This window comes from Bosea vaviloviae (genome assembly GCF_001741865.1).
Taxonomy (GTDB): domain Bacteria; phylum Pseudomonadota; class Alphaproteobacteria; order Rhizobiales; family Beijerinckiaceae; genus Allobosea; species Allobosea vaviloviae.
In genome coordinates, this window is record NZ_CP017147.1 from 1236445 (window position 1) to 1253000 (window position 16556).

18 protein-coding genes are annotated in these 16556 nt (G+C 66.6%); 10 read left to right on the forward strand and 8 right to left on the reverse strand.

Translation table 11 applies throughout. The features are described 5' to 3' along the window. Positions 1–182: 182 nt before the first annotated feature. From BHK69_RS05835 to BHK69_RS05850, 4 genes are all read right to left on the reverse strand, one after another. Complete coding sequence (locus BHK69_RS05835) at positions 183–1121, reverse strand: aldo/keto reductase (protein WP_069689278.1); 939 nt, start codon at positions 1119–1121, stop codon at positions 183–185. Between the two features lie 101 nt (positions 1122–1222). Then, positions 1223–1792 (reverse strand): AAA family ATPase, encoded by a 570-nt coding sequence (locus tag BHK69_RS05840; RefSeq protein WP_069693412.1) that lies wholly within the window; start codon positions 1790–1792, stop codon positions 1223–1225. 20 nt (positions 1793–1812) lie between these two features. After that, positions 1813–3636, reverse strand: coding sequence for a translational GTPase TypA (typA, locus tag BHK69_RS05845; protein ID WP_069689279.1), 1824 nt, complete (start codon positions 3634–3636; stop codon positions 1813–1815). A 298-nt stretch (positions 3637–3934) separates the two neighbouring features. Beyond that, positions 3935–5221 carry a TAXI family TRAP transporter solute-binding subunit gene (locus tag BHK69_RS05850; RefSeq protein ID WP_069689280.1) on the reverse strand — a complete coding sequence of 429 codons (1287 nt, stop codon included), beginning with the start codon at positions 5219–5221 and terminating at the stop codon, positions 3935–3937. A gap of 158 nt (positions 5222–5379) precedes the next feature. On the opposite strand from BHK69_RS05850, the gene BHK69_RS05855 reads away from it, so the two are divergent. From BHK69_RS05855 to BHK69_RS05865, 3 genes are read left to right on the forward strand one after another with little or no spacing between them, the layout of a single operon-like run. Beyond that, complete coding sequence (locus BHK69_RS05855) at positions 5380–6054, forward strand: phosphoribosylanthranilate isomerase (RefSeq protein ID WP_069689281.1); 675 nt, start codon at positions 5380–5382, stop codon at positions 6052–6054. A gap of 13 nt (positions 6055–6067) precedes the next feature. Beyond that, a complete protein-coding gene (gene trpB / locus BHK69_RS05860) occupies positions 6068–7315 on the forward strand; it encodes a tryptophan synthase subunit beta (protein WP_069689282.1) in 1248 nt (415 codons plus the stop codon). Positions 7316–7346: 31 nt separating this feature from the next. Continuing rightward, positions 7347–8072 carry an SIMPL domain-containing protein gene (locus BHK69_RS05865; protein ID WP_158516163.1) on the forward strand — a complete coding sequence of 242 codons (726 nt, stop codon included), beginning with the start codon at positions 7347–7349 and terminating at the stop codon, positions 8070–8072. 8 nt (positions 8073–8080) lie between these two features. Here the strand turns inward: BHK69_RS05865 and BHK69_RS05870 are convergent, their stop codons facing one another. Beyond that, positions 8081–8533 (reverse strand): PIN domain-containing protein, encoded by a 453-nt coding sequence (locus tag BHK69_RS05870; RefSeq protein ID WP_069689284.1) that lies wholly within the window; start codon positions 8531–8533, stop codon positions 8081–8083. Positions 8534–8536: 3 nt separating this feature from the next. Further along, entirely contained in the window at positions 8537–8782 is a 246-nt protein-coding gene (locus tag BHK69_RS05875; protein WP_069693413.1) for a type II toxin-antitoxin system Phd/YefM family antitoxin, read from the reverse strand. Between the two features lie 107 nt (positions 8783–8889). On the opposite strand from BHK69_RS05875, the gene BHK69_RS05880 reads away from it, so the two are divergent. The 6 genes from BHK69_RS05880 (at position 8890) to BHK69_RS05905 (ending at position 13832) form a co-directional block, all read left to right on the forward strand. Then, positions 8890–9291, forward strand: coding sequence for a DUF488 domain-containing protein (locus tag BHK69_RS05880; RefSeq protein ID WP_069689285.1), 402 nt, complete (start codon positions 8890–8892; stop codon positions 9289–9291). Between the two features lie 48 nt (positions 9292–9339). After that, positions 9340–10188 (forward strand): tryptophan synthase subunit alpha, encoded by an 849-nt coding sequence (gene trpA / locus BHK69_RS05885; RefSeq protein ID WP_069689286.1) that lies wholly within the window; start codon positions 9340–9342, stop codon positions 10186–10188. Between the two features lie 28 nt (positions 10189–10216). Further along, positions 10217–11113: an acetyl-CoA carboxylase, carboxyltransferase subunit beta gene (accD, locus tag BHK69_RS05890; RefSeq protein WP_069689287.1), complete on the forward strand. Its 897-nt coding sequence runs from the start codon at positions 10217–10219 to the stop codon at positions 11111–11113. Between the two features lie 32 nt (positions 11114–11145). Continuing rightward, complete coding sequence (locus BHK69_RS05895) at positions 11146–12468, forward strand: bifunctional folylpolyglutamate synthase/dihydrofolate synthase (RefSeq protein ID WP_069689288.1); 1323 nt, start codon at positions 11146–11148, stop codon at positions 12466–12468. A 61-nt stretch (positions 12469–12529) separates the two neighbouring features. Beyond that, positions 12530–12970, forward strand: a complete 441-nt coding sequence (locus BHK69_RS05900) for a hypothetical protein (protein WP_148663332.1) — start codon at positions 12530–12532, stop codon at positions 12968–12970. A gap of 19 nt (positions 12971–12989) precedes the next feature. After that, a complete protein-coding gene (locus tag BHK69_RS05905) occupies positions 12990–13832 on the forward strand; it encodes an aldo/keto reductase (RefSeq protein WP_069689290.1) in 843 nt (280 codons plus the stop codon). A gap of 37 nt (positions 13833–13869) precedes the next feature. On the opposite strand, the gene BHK69_RS05910 is transcribed toward BHK69_RS05905, so the two are convergent. Next, positions 13870–14709, reverse strand: coding sequence for a dienelactone hydrolase family protein (locus BHK69_RS05910; protein ID WP_083269149.1), 840 nt, complete (start codon positions 14707–14709; stop codon positions 13870–13872). Positions 14710–14955: 246 nt separating this feature from the next. On the opposite strand from BHK69_RS05910, the gene BHK69_RS05915 reads away from it, so the two are divergent. Next, on the forward strand, positions 14956–15603 hold the full coding sequence (locus tag BHK69_RS05915) for a L,D-transpeptidase (RefSeq protein ID WP_069689292.1): 648 nt from the start codon (positions 14956–14958) through the stop codon (positions 15601–15603). 22 nt (positions 15604–15625) lie between these two features. Here the strand turns inward: BHK69_RS05915 and BHK69_RS05920 are convergent, their stop codons facing one another. Then, positions 15626–16549 carry an aldose epimerase family protein gene (locus BHK69_RS05920; RefSeq protein WP_158516164.1) on the reverse strand — a complete coding sequence of 308 codons (924 nt, stop codon included), beginning with the start codon at positions 16547–16549 and terminating at the stop codon, positions 15626–15628. Positions 16550–16556: the final 7 nt, after the last annotated feature.

Sequence of the window (16556 nt, forward strand, 5' to 3'; positions counted from 1 at the left end):
CCAATCTCGGGCAAGCCCGAGATTGGTGGGAGAGGGCAGGGTGAGGGGTCGGCCGTTTGACAGGTTGATCGCGAGCTAACCGCTGCGTTGCTGTGAGGCGGGCAGTGAAATGGTCCAGGGGCCTACACCTCACCCCTGCCCCTCTCCTTACAGGAGAGGGGTTCTCGGGCGCGGTTCCGGGGCTACTTCGTGATCGTGTCGATCTCGGCCAGCTCATCGGCCGTCAGCGCCCATTCGGCCGCCTTGACGTTGGCGGCGATCTGCTCGGGCTTGGTCGCGCCCGCGATGACGCTGGAGACGACGGGCTGTGCGGCGAGCCAGGAAAAGGCGAGCTCGACCAGCGTCTTGCCGCGGGCCTCGCAGAAGGCGGTCAGCTTCTCGGTCTTCTCCCAGTTGACGTCGGTCAGGACCTCGTTGGCGCGCTGCGACTCCCTGGTCATGCGCGCGCCTTCGGGCATCGGCGCGTTGCGCTTGTACTTGCCGGTCAGCAAGCCGTTAGCGAGCGGGAAATAGGGCAGCAGCCCCATGCCGAAATGGCGGGCGGCGGGAATCAGGTCCTTCTCCGCGCCGCGCACCAGCAGGCTGTATTCGTCCTGGCAGGAGGCAAATCCGTTGATGCCGAGATCGCGCGCCGTCCATTCCGCATTGGCCATCTGCCAGGCCGGCATGTTGGAGCAGCCGATATAGCGGACCTTGCCCTGGCGGATCAGGTCTTCGAGCGCCCGCAGCGTCTCGTCGATCGGCGTCAGCGGGTCGGCGCGGTGGAACTGGTAGAGGTCGAGCCAGTCGGTCTTGAGGCGCTTCAGCGAGGCCTCGACCGCCGACATGATGTAGCGCCGCGAGCCGCCCTTCATCGTGCCGGCATCGTTCATGTCCATGCCGAACTTGCTGGCGAGTACGATGTCCTTGCGGCGCGGGCCCAGAAGCTGGCCGAGCACCGTCTCGGAGCCCCCGCGCGCGCCGTAGACATCGGCGGTGTCGAACAAGGTGATGCCGTGCTCGATCGCCGCATCGACGACCTTGCGCGCCGCCTCGTCATCGATGCGGCCGCCGAAATTGTTGCAGCCGAGGCCGACGAGCGAAACGCGCAGGCCGGAGCGGCCGAGATTGCGGGTGAGCATGGGAAACGTCCTTCGTGATGAGGGACGCAAGGGATCAGAGCGGGCCGGTCGATGCAATTGCCACTGGCGCAACCCTGTTCAGGCGCCGGCGTCGGGGCGGCCTATCCTGCAGCCGCGGCCCAGCCTGTCGCGTCGAGGATTTCGCGCGCCAGATCTTGCGGCGTCCGTCCATCGGTCGCCACTTCGATGAGGCCGCCGCCGGCTTCGCTGGCCATCCGCCTGGCCTGTCGCAAGCTGCGCTCGATCTGCGCCTCCCGGCCTGCGCCGACCTCGCGCCGGTCGAGCCGCGCCACCAGGGTCTCGTCGCTGGCCCGCAGCCGCACGACGGTGATCGCTGCATCGGGAATCGCCGCGAGAATCCAGCGCTGGTCGAAATCGACATGGAGCATGACGCCGGACATGATCAGCCGGGTATGGCCAAGCGCGCGATAGCTTGCCCAAAGCGCGGCGAGATTGATCTGGCTGATGTCGCGCGCGCCGGGCGACAATGCGTCGAGCTGCCCGGTATCGGGCTTCGGGAAGACCCGGTCGAGCTCGTCGCTCTCGACGGCCGCATGCCGAATCCGGGCCTCGGCGAGCGCGTCGCCAAGGGCCCAGGACAGCGTCGATTTGCCGACGCCGGCGGGGCCGGTGATCAGCAGGATTTCGGTGGCCGTCGAGTCGGTGGCCACCAAGTCGGAGGCCAGCCCGCTCAGGCGACTTCCTGCTTCTGCTTCTGCGAGCGCTTGCGCTCGTTGGGGTCGAGCACGCCCTTGCGCAGGCGGATCGACTTCGGCGTCACCTCGACGAGCTCGTCATCGTCGATCCAGGCCAGCGAACGCTCCAACGTCATCCGGATCGGCGGCGTCAGGCGCACGGCCTCGTCCTTCGAGGTGGTGCGGATGTTGGTGAGCTTCTTGCCCTTGAGCACGTTCACCTCGAGATCGTTCTCGCGGGTGTGCTCGCCGACGATCATGCCCTGATAGACCTTCCAGCCGGGCTCGATCATCATCGGGCCGCGATCCTCGAGGTTCCACAGCGCATAGGCCACGGCCTCGCCGGTCTCCATCGCGATCAGCACGCCGTTGCGGCGCCCGCCGATCTCGCCCTTATAGGGCAGGTAGGCATGGAACAGCCGGTTCATGATCGCGGTGCCACGCGTGTCGGTCAGCAGTTCGCCCTGATAGCCGATCAGCCCACGCGTCGGGGCGTGGAACACGAGCCGCAGGCGATTGCCGCCCGAGGGACGCATCTCCAGCATGTCGGCCTTGCGCTCGGACATCTTCTGCACGACGACGCCGGAATGCTCCTCGTCGACGTCGATGATGACCTCCTCGATCGGCTCCAGCAGCTGGCCGGCTTCGTCGCGCTTCAGCACGACGCGCGGACGCGAGACGCCGAGCTCGAAGCCTTCACGGCGCATCTGCTCGATCAGGATGGCGAGCTGCAATTCGCCACGGCCCGAGACGATGTAGCTGTCCTTGTCGGTCGCTTCCTCGATCTTCAGCGCGACATTGCCCTCGGCCTCCTTGAACAGGCGGTCGCGAATGACGCGGGTGGTGACCTTGTCACCCTCGGTGCCGGCGAGCGGGGAATCATTGACCATGAAGGTCATCGACACGGTCGGCGGATCGATCGGCTGCGCCTTGATCGGGGTCTCGACGGACGGATCGCAGAAGGTGTCGGCGACCGAGCCCTTCACGAGGCCGGCGATGGAGACGATATCGCCCGGGATGGCTTCCTCGATCGGCGTGCGCTCGAGACCACGGAAGGCGAGGATCTTGGTGATGCGGCCGCTTTCGACCAGCGAGCCGTCACCCGACAGCACCTTGATCATCTGGTTCGGCTTGGCCGAGCCCGAGACGACGCGGCCGGTGATGATGCGGCCGAGATAGGGGTTGGCTTCGAGCAGCGTGCCGAGCATGCGGAACGGGCCTTCCTCGATGCGCGGCTCCGGCACATGGCTGAGGATGAGGTCGTACATCGGGGCGAGGCCCTGATCCTGCGGGCCAGCGGGATCATGCGCCATCCAGCCCTGCTTGCCCGAACCGTAGAGGATCGGGAAGTCGAGCTGCTCGTCGCTGGCGTCGAGCGCCGCAAACAGGTCGAAAACCTCGTTGATGACTTCGGTGACGCGGGCGTCGGGCTTGTCGACCTTGTTGATCGCCACGATCGGGCGCAGGCCGAGCTTCAAAGCCTTGGAGACCACGAACTTGGTCTGCGGCATCGGACCCTCGGCCGCATCGACCAGCACGATGGCCGAGTCGACCATGTTCAGGATGCGCTCGACCTCGCCGCCGAAATCGGCGTGGCCGGGGGTGTCGACGATGTTGATGCGCGTATCCTTCCAGACGACCGAGGTCGCCTTGGCCAGGATGGTGATGCCGCGCTCCTTCTCGAGCTCGTTGGAGTCCATCACGCGCTCGATCACGCGCTGGTTGTCGCGGTAGGTGCCCGACTGCTGCAGCAACTTGTCGACAAGCGTGGTTTTGCCGTGGTCGACGTGGGCGATAATGGCGATATTGCGCATGGACATGCGGGTAAGGGCCTTGTTTCAAGACCGCAAGCCGGCCAGGTCAAAGCCCTGCCGGCGCAGCCCGTTCATGAGGAAACTGGAATTCGCTGCGCTGCACATAAACGCTGAAGGCCGTTTGGGCAACCTTTGCTCGCGCGCTCAAGCGGGATGCGGAAAAGCGGGAGCCGGTTTTTCGCATCCGGTCTTGGGCATCGGCCCGAAAAGCGGAGCCGGTTGCTCGGGACAAGCCGATGCAAGATCGAAGCCCTACAGCATCGGGCCGAAGCCGATATCCGGCCTGATACGGCGGGGCGGCGCGCTATGCGTCGACCAGCGCCAGGCGCCGCTCCGCGACCGCGCGCCCGACCTGATCCATCACCAGCCGGTAGGCGGCGAGCCCCGAGCCGTCGAGATCGCCCTTGGCGAAATCGCTGAGCACGCGCGTCAGGATCTCGTCGGCCTCGCGGTCGAGCCGCGCCAGCTCGACCGCGTCGGAGCAGGTGCGGATCACCGGCAGCAGCGCCAGCAATTCGTCGAGCCCCGACATCGCCCGGCGGCGGCGCGTCGCGCTTTCCTGACCCAGAATCGCGGCGCCGCCTGTGCCCAGCAAGGAGAGCCCCATCACGGCGAGATAGAACCAGTCGCCATAGCGCTCGAAGAAGCTCTCCTGCTCGCCGTCGATGAAGGCGGCTGCGCCGGAATGGACCGAGAGCGGCGCATCCTTGTCGGTGGAGGGCGTCTCCAGCCCCTGGATCGACGGCAGCTCGGCTGCAAGCGTCAATCGCAGCGCCAGCAGGTCCTTGACCACCAGGCCGACGAGAGTGTCGTCGAGATTCTGCGAGGCCATCAGGCGCGAGGTGACGGAGATCGTCGGCAGGTTCTCGGAGGGGCGGGGCGGGTCGCCGCCGAGCGCGCCGCGCACGATCTCGCCGGTCTCGATCGAGCGGTAGCGCGCCTTGATCGCCTCGGCCTCACGAATCGGGATCAGCATGGGATCTTCGCCCCAGGCGGAACGGAGGCGGTTGAGGCCGTCATTATTCGTCAGCGAGCCGACGGCATTGATCGAGAAGAAGGCGTCGATGCGCCCTTCCTTGGCGAAGGGAACGATCTCGTCCGGGGCCAGCCCGATGATCTCGACCTCGCCGGGCCCGACCTCGTATTGCACCAGGACGCGCTGGAGCAGCACCGTATTCCCGGCCGGATTGCGCGCGACGCCGATCCTGCGGCCGCGCAGATCGGCGATCCGCCCGATCCCGGTTGCCTTGGTGGTGATGATGAAGGGGAAGGTGCGGCGCGTGATCAGGGCCGTGTCGCCCTGGGCGGGCAGCGCGATGTCGGGGCGCACGATCGCGAGATCGGCCAGGCCGTCGTCGAGCTTCTTGGCGCTTTCCTCCGAGCCCTCGGTCAGCACAAGCCGGATGCGGATCGAGGATTTCTCGCGGTTGAGCCCCTGGACGAAGCCCGCCGCCATGCGCGCATCCTCCGAGCCCAGCGGCCCGACGGCCAGGCGCAGTGTCTTGGGCTGGCTGACGAAGTAGAAAACCGACGCCGTGACGCCAAAGACCGCCAGTAGCCCCGCCAGAGCCGTAAAGCCGCGCCGCCCCATCCTCAATCGATCCGCCCCATTCCGTAACGTTCATGCAGGATGCTCTCACGGGCGATCATGTCGCAAGTGCGGCGGCGTCCCGGCTCCCATCTAAGGAGTGAGAGCAGGATGCGAAAAACCGGTTTCCACTTTTTCGCATCCTGCTCTAGAGCGAGCCCATGAACGATCATGACGACACATTTGCCGTGAAGATCTGCGGGCTCTCGACGCCGGAGACGCTGGCTGTCGCGCTCGACGCCGGCGCCGACATGATCGGCCTCAACTTCCACCCCAGAAGCCCGCGCTTCGTCACGATCGCGCAGGCGACGGCGCTGGCCGCCATGGCGCGGGGGCGGGCGGAGATCGTGGCCCTGATCGTCGACTGGGACGAGACGCAGGCCATGAGCCTGGTCGAAGCGGTGAAACCGGACTGGCTGCAGCTGCATGGCCGGGAAACGCCGGAGCAGGTGCGTGCTCTCAAGGCCGCGACCGGTCTGCCTGTGATGAAGGCGCTCGGCATCGCGGGCACCGAGGATCTTGCGGCTGTCGAAGCTCATCGCGGCGTCGCCGACCGCATTCTGCTCGACGCCAAGCCGCCCAAGGGCGCCGCCTATCCCGGCGGCCATGGCCGGCCCTTCGACTGGACCTTGCTTGCCGAACTCGACCCAGGCTTGCGCTTCATGTTATCGGGCGGGCTCGATCCGGCCAATATCGCCGAGGCGATCCGCATCACGCGACCCGCCGGGGTCGACGTCTCCTCGGGCGTCGAAACCGCGCCAGGCGTCAAGGATGCCGGCCGGATCAGGGATTTCATCGCGGCGGCGCGGGCCGGTGCGCAGAGTTTGAGACCATAGAGGCAAGCCGGACATGAACGCGCCCCATAACCCGAACACCTACCGCTCCGGCCCTGACGAGAACGGCCGCTTCGGGATGTTCGGCGGCCGCTTCGTCGCGGAGACGCTGATGCCGCTGATCCTGGAGCTCGAACAGGCCTATGAGGCGGCCAAGATAGACCCCGTCTACCATGCCGAGACGGCCTATGGTTTGAGGCATTATGTCGGCCGGCCCTCGCCACTCTATTACGCGGAGCGCCTGACCGAGCATTTTCGCGACAAGGCGGCGGCCTCTGGCTTATCGGGCGGCGCAAAAATCTATCTGAAGCGCGAGGAGCTGAACCATACCGGCTCGCACAAGGTCAATAATGTGCTCGGCCAGATCCTGCTGGCGCGGCGCATGGGCAAGAAGCGCATCATCGCCGAGACCGGCGCCGGCCAGCACGGCGTCGCGACCGCGACGCTCTGCGCCCGCTACGGCCTGGAATGCATCGTCTATATGGGCGCGGTCGATGTCGCACGCCAAGCGCCCAACGTCTTCCGCATGCAGATGCTGGGCGCGACCGTCATCCCGGTCGAGTCAGGCACCAAGACGCTCAAGGACGCGATGAACGAGGCGTTGCGCGATTGGGTCACCAATGTCGCGACGACCTTCTACTGCATCGGCACTGTCGCGGGCCCGCATCCTTATCCCGCCATGGTGCGCGATTTCCAGTCGATCATCGGCAGGGAGACGCGCGAGCAGATGCAGGAGCTGGAAGGCCGCCTGCCGGATTCGCTGATCGCCTGCATTGGCGGTGGCTCGAATGCGATGGGCCTGTTCCATCCCTTCCTCGATGACCCCAGCGTCGAGATCTATGGCGTCGAGGCGGCTGGCCACGGCATCCCGAGCGGCCTTCACGCCGCCTCCTTGACCGGCGGCGCGCCGGGCGTGCTGCACGGCAACCGCACCTATCTGCTGATGGACGCTGACGGCCAGATCAAGGACGCGCATTCGATCTCGGCCGGGCTCGACTATCCCGGCATCGGCCCCGAGCATTCCTGGCTGCACGATGTCGGCCGGGCGAAATACATCTCGGCCACCGACGAGGAGGCGTTGGAGGCTTTCCAGCTGATCTCGAAGCTGGAGGGCATCATCCCGGCTCTGGAATCGGCCCATGCGCTCGCTCGCGTCGCCGAGCTCGCCCCGAAGAAACCGCAGGACCATCTGATGGTGGTCAATCTCTCCGGGCGCGGCGACAAGGATATCCCGCAAGTGGCGGAGATTCTGGCGGCGCGCTGAGCTGCACCGGGCGGCCGAGAAGGAGCAGATGATGAAGAAGACCATCCTGTTTGCGGCCATGCTGGCCCTTTCGGGCCAGGCGCAGGCCCAGAGCCGCGACGCGGCCCCCGCCGAAGGCGTCGTCATCCGCACCGAAGGCGAAGTCCGGGTGAAGCCGGATCTCGCGACGATCCAGGCCGGCGTGGTCAGCGAAGGCAAGACCGCGGCGGAGGCCCTGGCCAAGAACACGCCGGCGCTGGCCAAGCTGGTCGAGGCGGTCAAGGCGGCGGGCGTCGCCTCTGCCGATCTCTCGACCTCCCAGGTCGCGCTGACGCCGCGCCTGACCCAACCCTCGGCGTCCTCGTCGCCGCAACCGCGGGCGCCCAGGATCGACGGCTATGAGGCGCGCACCGGCATCACCGTCATCCTGCGCGACATCGCCAAGGCTGGGCCCTTGATCGATGCGCTGGTCGCTGCCGGCGCCAACGACATGTCCGGCATCAGCTTCGGCCTCGCCGATGAGGGCAAGGCCAAGGATGCTGCGCGCGCCAAGGCGGCCGAAAGCGCGCGGGCCCGTGCGGAACTCTATGCCGGCAAGCTCGGCGTGAAGCTGGGTGACCTCGTCTCGATCGTCGAGGCTGAAGCCGAGCCTCCCGCCAGGCCGATGGGCGATGTGCGGGCTTATCGCATGGCGGCGGGCGCCGCGCCGATCCAGGTCGAGCCGGGTGAGATCACGGTCAGCGCCGCGCTGCGCACCGTCTGGCGCATCGAGAAGTAGCCGGTCGTTTAGCGATGGTGGCGCAATGCATCCGCGAGCAGCGGATGCGGCGGCTCGGCGAACGGGTTGATCACGGTCACGGCGCGATAGACGAAGCCGTGCTGCATGTCCTCGGAGAGCAGGGCCGCACAATTTGCATCAGCCGCCGTTGCCAGGATCACGGCATCCCAGATTTGCAAGCCGGCCTCGGTTGCGAGGTCGGTCGCATCAGCGAATGTCGCCTCGGTCGCTGCGCCTGAAGCGCAGGTACTGTTCCACTCCCGGCAAATGCTGCGCGCCCGATCGAGGGGCGTCCGATATTTCCGGGTGAGGACATTGTAGAATTCGCCGACGACTTGCGATGCCAGGAATATGCGCTTCGGTCCAAGTATCGAGCGAAGCTCCTTCGCTCGCGCCTCGCGCTGCGGATCGTTCAAGCCTTCGGCATAGACAAGGATGTTGGTATCGAACGCGACCAGCATGGCTCAGTCGTACATGTCGTCACGCGTCGCGCGAGGCAGATTCTGAGCCGTTTGGCTGTTGAGCCGCCGCGTCAGCTCGTCGAAAGCTTTTTGCCGCCGCTCCATCTCGCTGTCGGCGTCGTCCGCGCGAACGATCTTGACCTTCGGCTTGCCGCGCGATGTCACGACCACCTCCTCGCCGGTCTCGGCGATCTGCATCAGCTTGGAAAATTCACGGTTGGCTTGTGCGGCGGAAACGGTTTTTACCATGCCGGCCTCCAAAGTAGTGATCTCACTACATTAGCGCATAGCCCCGCTTTCGCAAAGCTCCCAGGCAGGGCTCCCAGGCTTCCGAGGCGCGTGTTATCTAACGCATCATGACCCTGCATATCGTCCGTCTCGGCACGCCCCGCCTCCCCGACGAGGGCACGCGGATCGGCACCGTGCGCCGGCCGCCGCGCGGCGTCCGCAAGGAGCGCTATGCGGCCGATGACTGGTACGACGTCTGGTTTCCGGAGCTTTCGCCCAGCCCCGAACTGGTAAAATCGGCGCTGACCGCGGAGAGCGAGGCGGAATGGCATGGCTTCGTCCGCGCCTTCCGCACCGAAATGGATGAGCCCGCGCCACGTCGTACGCTCGATCTGCTCGCCGCGCTCTCCCATGGCGGACGCTTCTCGATCGGTTGCTATTGCGAGCATGAGAACCGTTGCCACCGTTCGGTGCTGCGTGCGCTGCTGACCGAGCGCGGCGCGCAGATCGCCGGAGAGACCGGAGCTTGACGGCATAGCTCTCGCCAAGCCGGCCCCGGGCATGCTAACCGCAAGCCCATGACAACGACCGGCCAAACCCGCATCCAGACCCGCTTCCAAGCCTGTGCCGCCGAAGGCCGCGCCGCGCTGGTGACCTTCATCACGGCGGGCGATCCCGATTTCGACACCGCCAGCGCGATCCTGCACGCTTTACCGGCCGCAGGCGCCGACGTCATCGAGCTGGGCGTACCCTTCACCGACCCGATGGCTGATGGCATCCCGGTTCAGCTTGCGGGGCAGCGCGCGCTCAAGGCCGGCCAGACCTTGAAGAAGACACTCGCCATGGTCGAGGCCTTCCGCGCGGCCGGAAACGACACGCCGATCGTGCTGATGGGCTACTACAACCCGATCTATGTCTATGGCGTCGAGCGTTTCCTGGGCGATGCGAAGGCAGCCGGCGTCGATGGCTTGATCGTGGTCGACCTGCCGCCTGAGGAAGATGCCGAGCTCTGCCTGCCGGCGCTGGCCGCGGGCATCAATTTCATCCGCCTCGCCACGCCGACGACGGATGACAAGCGCCTGCCGAAAGTGCTGCAGAATACCTCCGGCTTCGTCTATTATGTCTCGATGACGGGCGTCACCGGCGGCTCCATCGCCAATTACGACGCGGTCGGAGAAGCCGTCGCGCGGATCAAGCGCCATACCGACCTGCCCGTGGCAGTCGGTTTCGGCGTCAAGACGGCGGCTGATGCGGCCGCGATCGCTAGGGGTGCGGATGGTGTCGTCGTCGGCTCGTCGCTGGTCGAACGCGTCAGGCTTTCGTTGGATGTTCAGGGCAAGGCCACGGAAAAGACGGTTTCCGCTGTCACCTCGCTCGTCGCCGAGCTCGCAGCCGGCGTCCGCTCGGCCGCCAGGACCGCCGCCTGACCCTGCAGGTATAGTTGAGGACCAATCCATGAACTGGATTTCCGAAGTCGTTCGGCCGCGGATCAAGACGCTGTTCAAGCGCGAGAGCCCGGAGAATCTCTGGATCAAATGCCCGGATTCCGGACAGATGGTCTTCCACAAGGATGTCGAGGCCAATGGCTTCGTCATCCCCGGCTCCGACCATCATCTGCGCGTCACCGCGACCGACCGGCTGCGCCTGACCTTCGACGAGGGCAAATGGCTCGACGTCGCCCTGCCCGAGGTTGCGATCGACCCGCTGAAGTTCCGCGACGAGAAGCGCTATATCGACCGGCTGAAGGACGCTCGCGCCAAGACCGGCGCGATTGACGCCTTCAAGGTCGGTTACGGCCGCGTCCAGGGCCTGGCGATGACGCTTGCCGTGCAGGATTTCCACTTCATGGGCGGCTCGCTCGGCATGGCGGCGGGCGAGGCCTTCATCAAGGGCGCCGAGACCGCGCTCGAGAAGAAGACGCCTTATGTCGTCTTCGCCGCCTCGGGCGGCGCGCGTATGCAGGAGGGCATCCTCTCGCTGATGCAATTGCCCCGCACCACCGTGGCGGTGCGCATGCTGCGCAATGCCGGCCTGCCCTATTTCGTGGTGCTGACCAACCCGACCACGGGTGGCGTGACAGCCTCCTACGCGATGCTGGGCGACATCCATATCGCCGAGCCCGGTGCGCTGATCGGCTTCGCCGGCCCGCGCGTGATCGAGCAGACCATTCGCGAGAAATTGCCGGACGGCTTCCAGCGCGCCGAATACCTCAAGGACCACGGCATGGTCGACATGGTGGTGCACCGCCATGAGATTCCGGCGACGCTGGCCCGGCTCGGACGGCTGCTGACGAAGCAGCCCGCGCCGAATGGCGTCGCGAAGCCGCCGCTTCCGGTCGCCGAGGCCGTCTGAAGACGCGCATGGGCGGGAGGCCCTGAACCGAGATGGGGTCGTCCGACACGCTGCTCGCGCGCTTCATGGCGCTGCACCCCAAGCTGATCGATCTCTCGCTCGGGCGCATCCTGACCTTGCTGGAGCGCCTCGGCGATCCGCAGAAGCGCCTGCCGCCGGTGATCCATGTCGCCGGCACCAATGGCAAGGGCTCGACCATCGCCTTCATGCGGGCGATCCTGGAGGCGGCGGGCCTCAGCGTCCATGTCTATACCTCGCCGCATCTGGTGCGTTTCCACGAGCGCATCCGCATCGGTGCGCCGGGCGGCGGCCGCTTCGTCGACGAGGCCGTGCTGGTCGAAGCGCTGGAGCGCTGCGAGCGCATCAATGCCGGCGATGCCATCACCTTCTTCGAGATCACCGCCGCGGCGGCCTTGCTGCTGTTTTCCGAGCACAAGGCGGATGTCGTGCTGCTCGAAGTCGGCCTGGGCGGCCGCTTCGATGCGACCAACGTCATCGCCCACCCCGCCTGCACGGTGGTAACGCCGGTCTCGCTCGACCATGCCGAATATCTCGGCGACACCGTGACCAAGATCGCGGCCGAGAAGGCCGGCATCTTCAAGCGTGGCGCCCCGGCGGTGATCGCGCCGCAGGAGCCTGAGCCGACGGCGGTGCTGGAGGCCACGGCCGAGCGCGTCGGCGCCTCGCGCATCCTGATCGGCGCGCAGGATTTCAACGTCCATGAGGATGGTGGCCGCCTTGTCTATGAGGACGGCGACGGCCTGCTCGATCTGCCCTTGCCGCGCCTCGCTGGACGCCACCAGCATGTGAATGCCGGCACGGCGATCGCCGCCCTGCGCGCCGCCGGCTATGGCGGCCTGCCGGCGCGGGCCTTCGAGCAGGGCATGCTGGAGGCCGATTGGCCGGCGCGGCTGCAGCGGCTGGCGCGTGGTAAGCTCGCCGAGCTCATCCCTGCCCGCGCCGAACTCTGGCTCGATGGCGGCCACAACCCCGATGGCGGGCGTGTTCTGGCCCAGGCGATGGCTGATCTTGCCGATCGCAATCCAGCTCCGCTGGTGATGATCACGGGCCTGCTCTCGACCAAGGACGCCAAGGCGACGCTCAGCCATTTCAAAGGGTTGGCGCAGACGCTCTTCGCCGTACCGATCCAGAATACGCTGGCGGCGCGCCCGGCCGAGGAGGTGGCGAGCCTGGCGCGCGAGGCCGGGCTCAAGGCTGAGGTCGTGGGCTCCGTCGAGCAGGCCTTGCACGAAATCGCCAGCCGGAGCTGGTCGGCCCCGCCGCGCATTCTGATCTGCGGCTCGCTCTATCTGGCGGGTGAGGTGCTCTCGGCCAATGGCACGCCGCCGGTTTGATCAAGCGGAAGGGCGTCCGCAGATCGCGCCGTGGCGCTGGTGCAGGCCGAGCGGAGACAGCATGCGGGGTCCCGGAATGGCGAGGCCAGGCCTCTTTCTGTTTTGCGGTCTCCTCCTGCTTTGCGGCGGGCTCGGTGGTTGCGTCACCTCCGGCGATGGGCGGCTGTCCGAGGCGGACGGCATCGATCGGGTCGCGGCGGGCGAGCCGACGGTTATGCAGCAGACCTATATGACGATGGATATGCGCTGCCGCCCGGTGAAGCGGCCGACCGCCGTGCTGACGCAGCCGCCTCGATACGGCAAGGTGAGGATGCTGCCCCGCAGAGGCGCGGCGACCTACGGGCCCGGCCCCTACCGGCATTGCGACGGCAAGGTCGGCCCTTCGCTCGCCTTCGAATACATTTCGGCACCCGATTATCGCGGCCGCGATGCCTTCGCGGTGCGGGTGCGCTATGCGGATGGAGAGCTGCGTCACGGCCGTTTCGAGGTCGAGATTCGCTGAGAGAGGCAGGAGAGCGCTGATGGCACATCGTTTCGGTCAGGATGGCCCGCAGGTCGCGCGGATCGGCCAAGGCAGCTGGAACATCGAGCTCGCGGACAAGGCAGGCGCGGTGTCCGCTCTACGGCGCGGGCTCGATCTCGGCCTGAGCCATATCGACACCGCCGAGATGTACGGCTCGGGCCGCTCCGAGGAGATCATTGCGGAGGCGCTCGCGGGGCGGCGCGACGAGGTCTTCCTGGTCTCGAAGGTGCTGCCGCATAACGCCTCGAAAGCGGGAACGCGCAGCGCCTGCGAGCGTTCGCTCAGGCGCCTCAAGACCGAGCGGCTCGATTGCTACCTGCTGCATTGGCGCGGCTCCTATCCGCTGGAGGAGACCTTCGCCGCGTTCGAGGCGCTGCGTGAGGAGGGCAAGATCCTGTCCTGGGGCGTCAGCAATTTCGATGTCGACGATCTCGACGAGGCACTCGACGTGGCCGGACCGGGCCGCATCGCCTGCAATCAGGTGCTGTACCATCTGCGCGAGCGGGCGATCGAGCATGCGGTGATCCCGTGGTGCGAGCGCAACGGTGTCGCCGTCACAGCCTATAGCCCGTTCGGGCAGGACGATTTTCCGCCTTCCACCAGCGCCGGCGGCAAGCTTTTGGCGGAGATCGCGGCGACGCATGGGGCCAGCGCCCGGCAGGTCGCGCTGGCTTTCCTGACGCGGCGGCCCTCGGTCTTCGCCATCCCGAAAGCGGCCAAGGCCAACCATGTCGAGGATAATGCAGGCGCGCTGTCCCTGCGCCTGAGCGAGGCCGAGATCGCCCGCATCGATGCCGCCATGCCGCACGGACCGAGGCCGCGCTCGCTGCCGATGTTGTAGCCGCCGGCGTCGAGGCCAGACATCAGAGGCACAGACCTCAGCGCATGAATCCGACACCGCGCAAAAACCCCTCGACCTCGCTGCGCCAGGAGCCGACGGCGTTGATGTAGCCATGGCCGTCCTGGCCATAGGCCGGGGCGGGCACGAAGCGCGCCTTTCCGCCTGCGGCGGTGAAGGCCGCGTGCAGGCGCTTGGCCAGATCGGGGCCGAAAAAGAGATCGTTGCTGCTGTAGAGCCAGAGTTCCGGTGCGCGCGCATAGCCGCCATAGCGCCCGGCTGCGGAGATCAGCGCCTCTTCCGAGCATACGTCATTGGGGCCGCGCGAGCCGCGCCCGCCTGCGAAATTGACCACGCCGAGCAGCCCTGAATCGCCGTGAGTTGCGGCTGCGATCGAGCCCCAGCCGCCAGCCGAGACGCCCATATAGACCAACCGGCGTGGATCGGCGTCGGGTCGAGCCCTCACGGCGCTGGCGGCGGCGCGGATATCCTGGGCAGTCGCCAGACCGCCGCCATAATAGTCTGCGTTCTCGCAGCGGCCATAGCCCTCGGCCCAGCCGCTTCCCGCGCCGCCATAGCCGCGCCGGATCGGCACTGCGACGAGCACGCCGCGCGCCACGAAGGTTTTAGCGACGGCAGCTAGCGTCGCCTCGCCGAACTTCGCGCGTGCCGCGGGGCTGCGTGGACTGCCATGCGACAGGATCAGCACCGGAAACGGGCCTTGTCCGGTCGGGACGTAGAGATGGACGGCGATCTCGCTCCCGCCGACCGAGGTCTTCAGGGTCTCGACGGCGCGGACCTCCTGCGCGGGAAACAGCAGCAGGAGCAAGCTCAGGGCAAGGAAGTGGCGAGCAAGGCGGGAAGGCGATCGTGACGGCATGGCAAAATCCGGTGGCTGACGGGTCGTTATGCTGCCGGCTCTTGGCGTCGCCGTCAAAAGCTCGCCTTGCGCACGGGACCAGCCCTCATCGGGTTTGAAGCGCTGATTGCGCGATCGTGGAAACCACAATTCGCCTTTGCGCTTTACAGAGGGGCCGGCCGCAGCGTTTCCTGAAGGCAATGGCGGCGGAGCCTTGCGCCCGACAATGCCGAAAGATCCAACAGTCGCGTTTTTCGGAGTGGTGTGATGCGTCGCGTTCTCGGCATCCTGGCCGTCTTGTTCCTATCGTTTGCCAGCATCGCCACGGCTCAAGCCGGCGTCTCGGTGAAGGTCGATATCGCCGCCCAGCGCATGCAGGTCGCGACGACCGATGGCGAGGTTTACAACTGGGCGATCTCCTCGGGCCGCAAGGGCTTCCGCTCGCCCAACGGCGTCTATCGGCCGACCCGGCTGGAGAAGAGCTGGTACTCGCGGAAATATGGCGGGGCCATGCCCTATGCCGTGTTCTTCCGCGGTGGTTACGCGATCCATGGCACCAATGCCGTCGGCGCGCTCGGTCGCCCGGCCTCGCATGGCTGCATCCGTCTTCATACGGCCAATGCCGCGAAGTTCTTCGCGCTGGTGAAGAAGCATGGCGCCGGCCAGACGCGCATCGCGCTGAACGGCGCGGCCGATGACGGGCTCTCGCAATTCGCCAAGGCGTCGAGCGGCGCCAAGTCTAAGCTCGCCAGCTCCAAGCTCGCCAAGGCGAAGGCCAGCGAGCGTGCCGCCATCGCGCAGAACCGCAAGGCCCCGAGCTGGAACGCTGCCCGCGAGCAGATCTTCCTGCGCCCGGCGCTGCCGGTGGATGCCTTTGGCTATCAGCCCTACTATCCCAACCAGCGCTGGCGCTGAGCGGCTGCGCCCGGCTGCCGGCTCACAGCGTCTCCGGCACGATCCGCAGCCAGCCTTCCAGAGTCTCGCCCGGTTGAAGCCGCGTTAGCGGCGAGACGGCGCGTGCTGCCGCTTCGCTCGGTGAGCCGATCGCATGGCTTTGCGGCTCGACGCAGAGGAAATCCGCACCGAGCGGCGCCCAGACCACCGGGAAGCTGAAATTCTCGCTGGCGGTCAGCGTGATCGCGAGACCAGTCGAGGGCGTCTCGATGCGCGCCACGCCATTCCAGCCGAGCAAGCTCCAGGCGGTCTCATGCTCCCTCGCGAAAACCGGCTTGTCCGCATAGGGGCCGCCATCGCTGAACAGCGCCGAGCCGGTTGCGCGAAAAGCCTCGCCGAAGACGAGCGCGCCCGCTGCGGTCATACCCAGCCGCGTGTCGGGCGCGCAGGGAAACCAGGGATGATGGCCGATTCCGTAGGGTAGTGCCGTATCGGCCTCGTTGGTGACGGCCATCGTGATGGTCATACCGGCGTCGTCGAGCGTGATGTCCTGCGTCGCACGGTAGCGATAAGGATCTGGACCTTCCGTCCGGCGGTGCTCCAGCACGGTATGGCCTTGGGTCATCCCTAGGACAGTCCAGGCCGACTGCCGGCCGAAACCGTGGATGTTGCCGCTGCGGTCATTGGCCGGGACAGTGAAGGCACGCTCGCCATCATCGATCAGGCAATCGAAGGCGCGGTTGGCGAAGGGCACCATCAGCCATGTCCCGAACATGTTGGAATGCGCGGTCGTGGGCACCGCGCCATTGGGTGCATGCAGCAGTTTGTGTCGTTTTCCGTCCGGAGCGCGCCATTCAAGTCCCGTGACGATCCCACCGATCTCGGGGACGATGCGGGCGGTGAAGGGGCCGGTCGACAGTTCCAGCATCGCGATCTCGCCTGGGGTCATGTGATCACTTGGCTTCATGTGATCA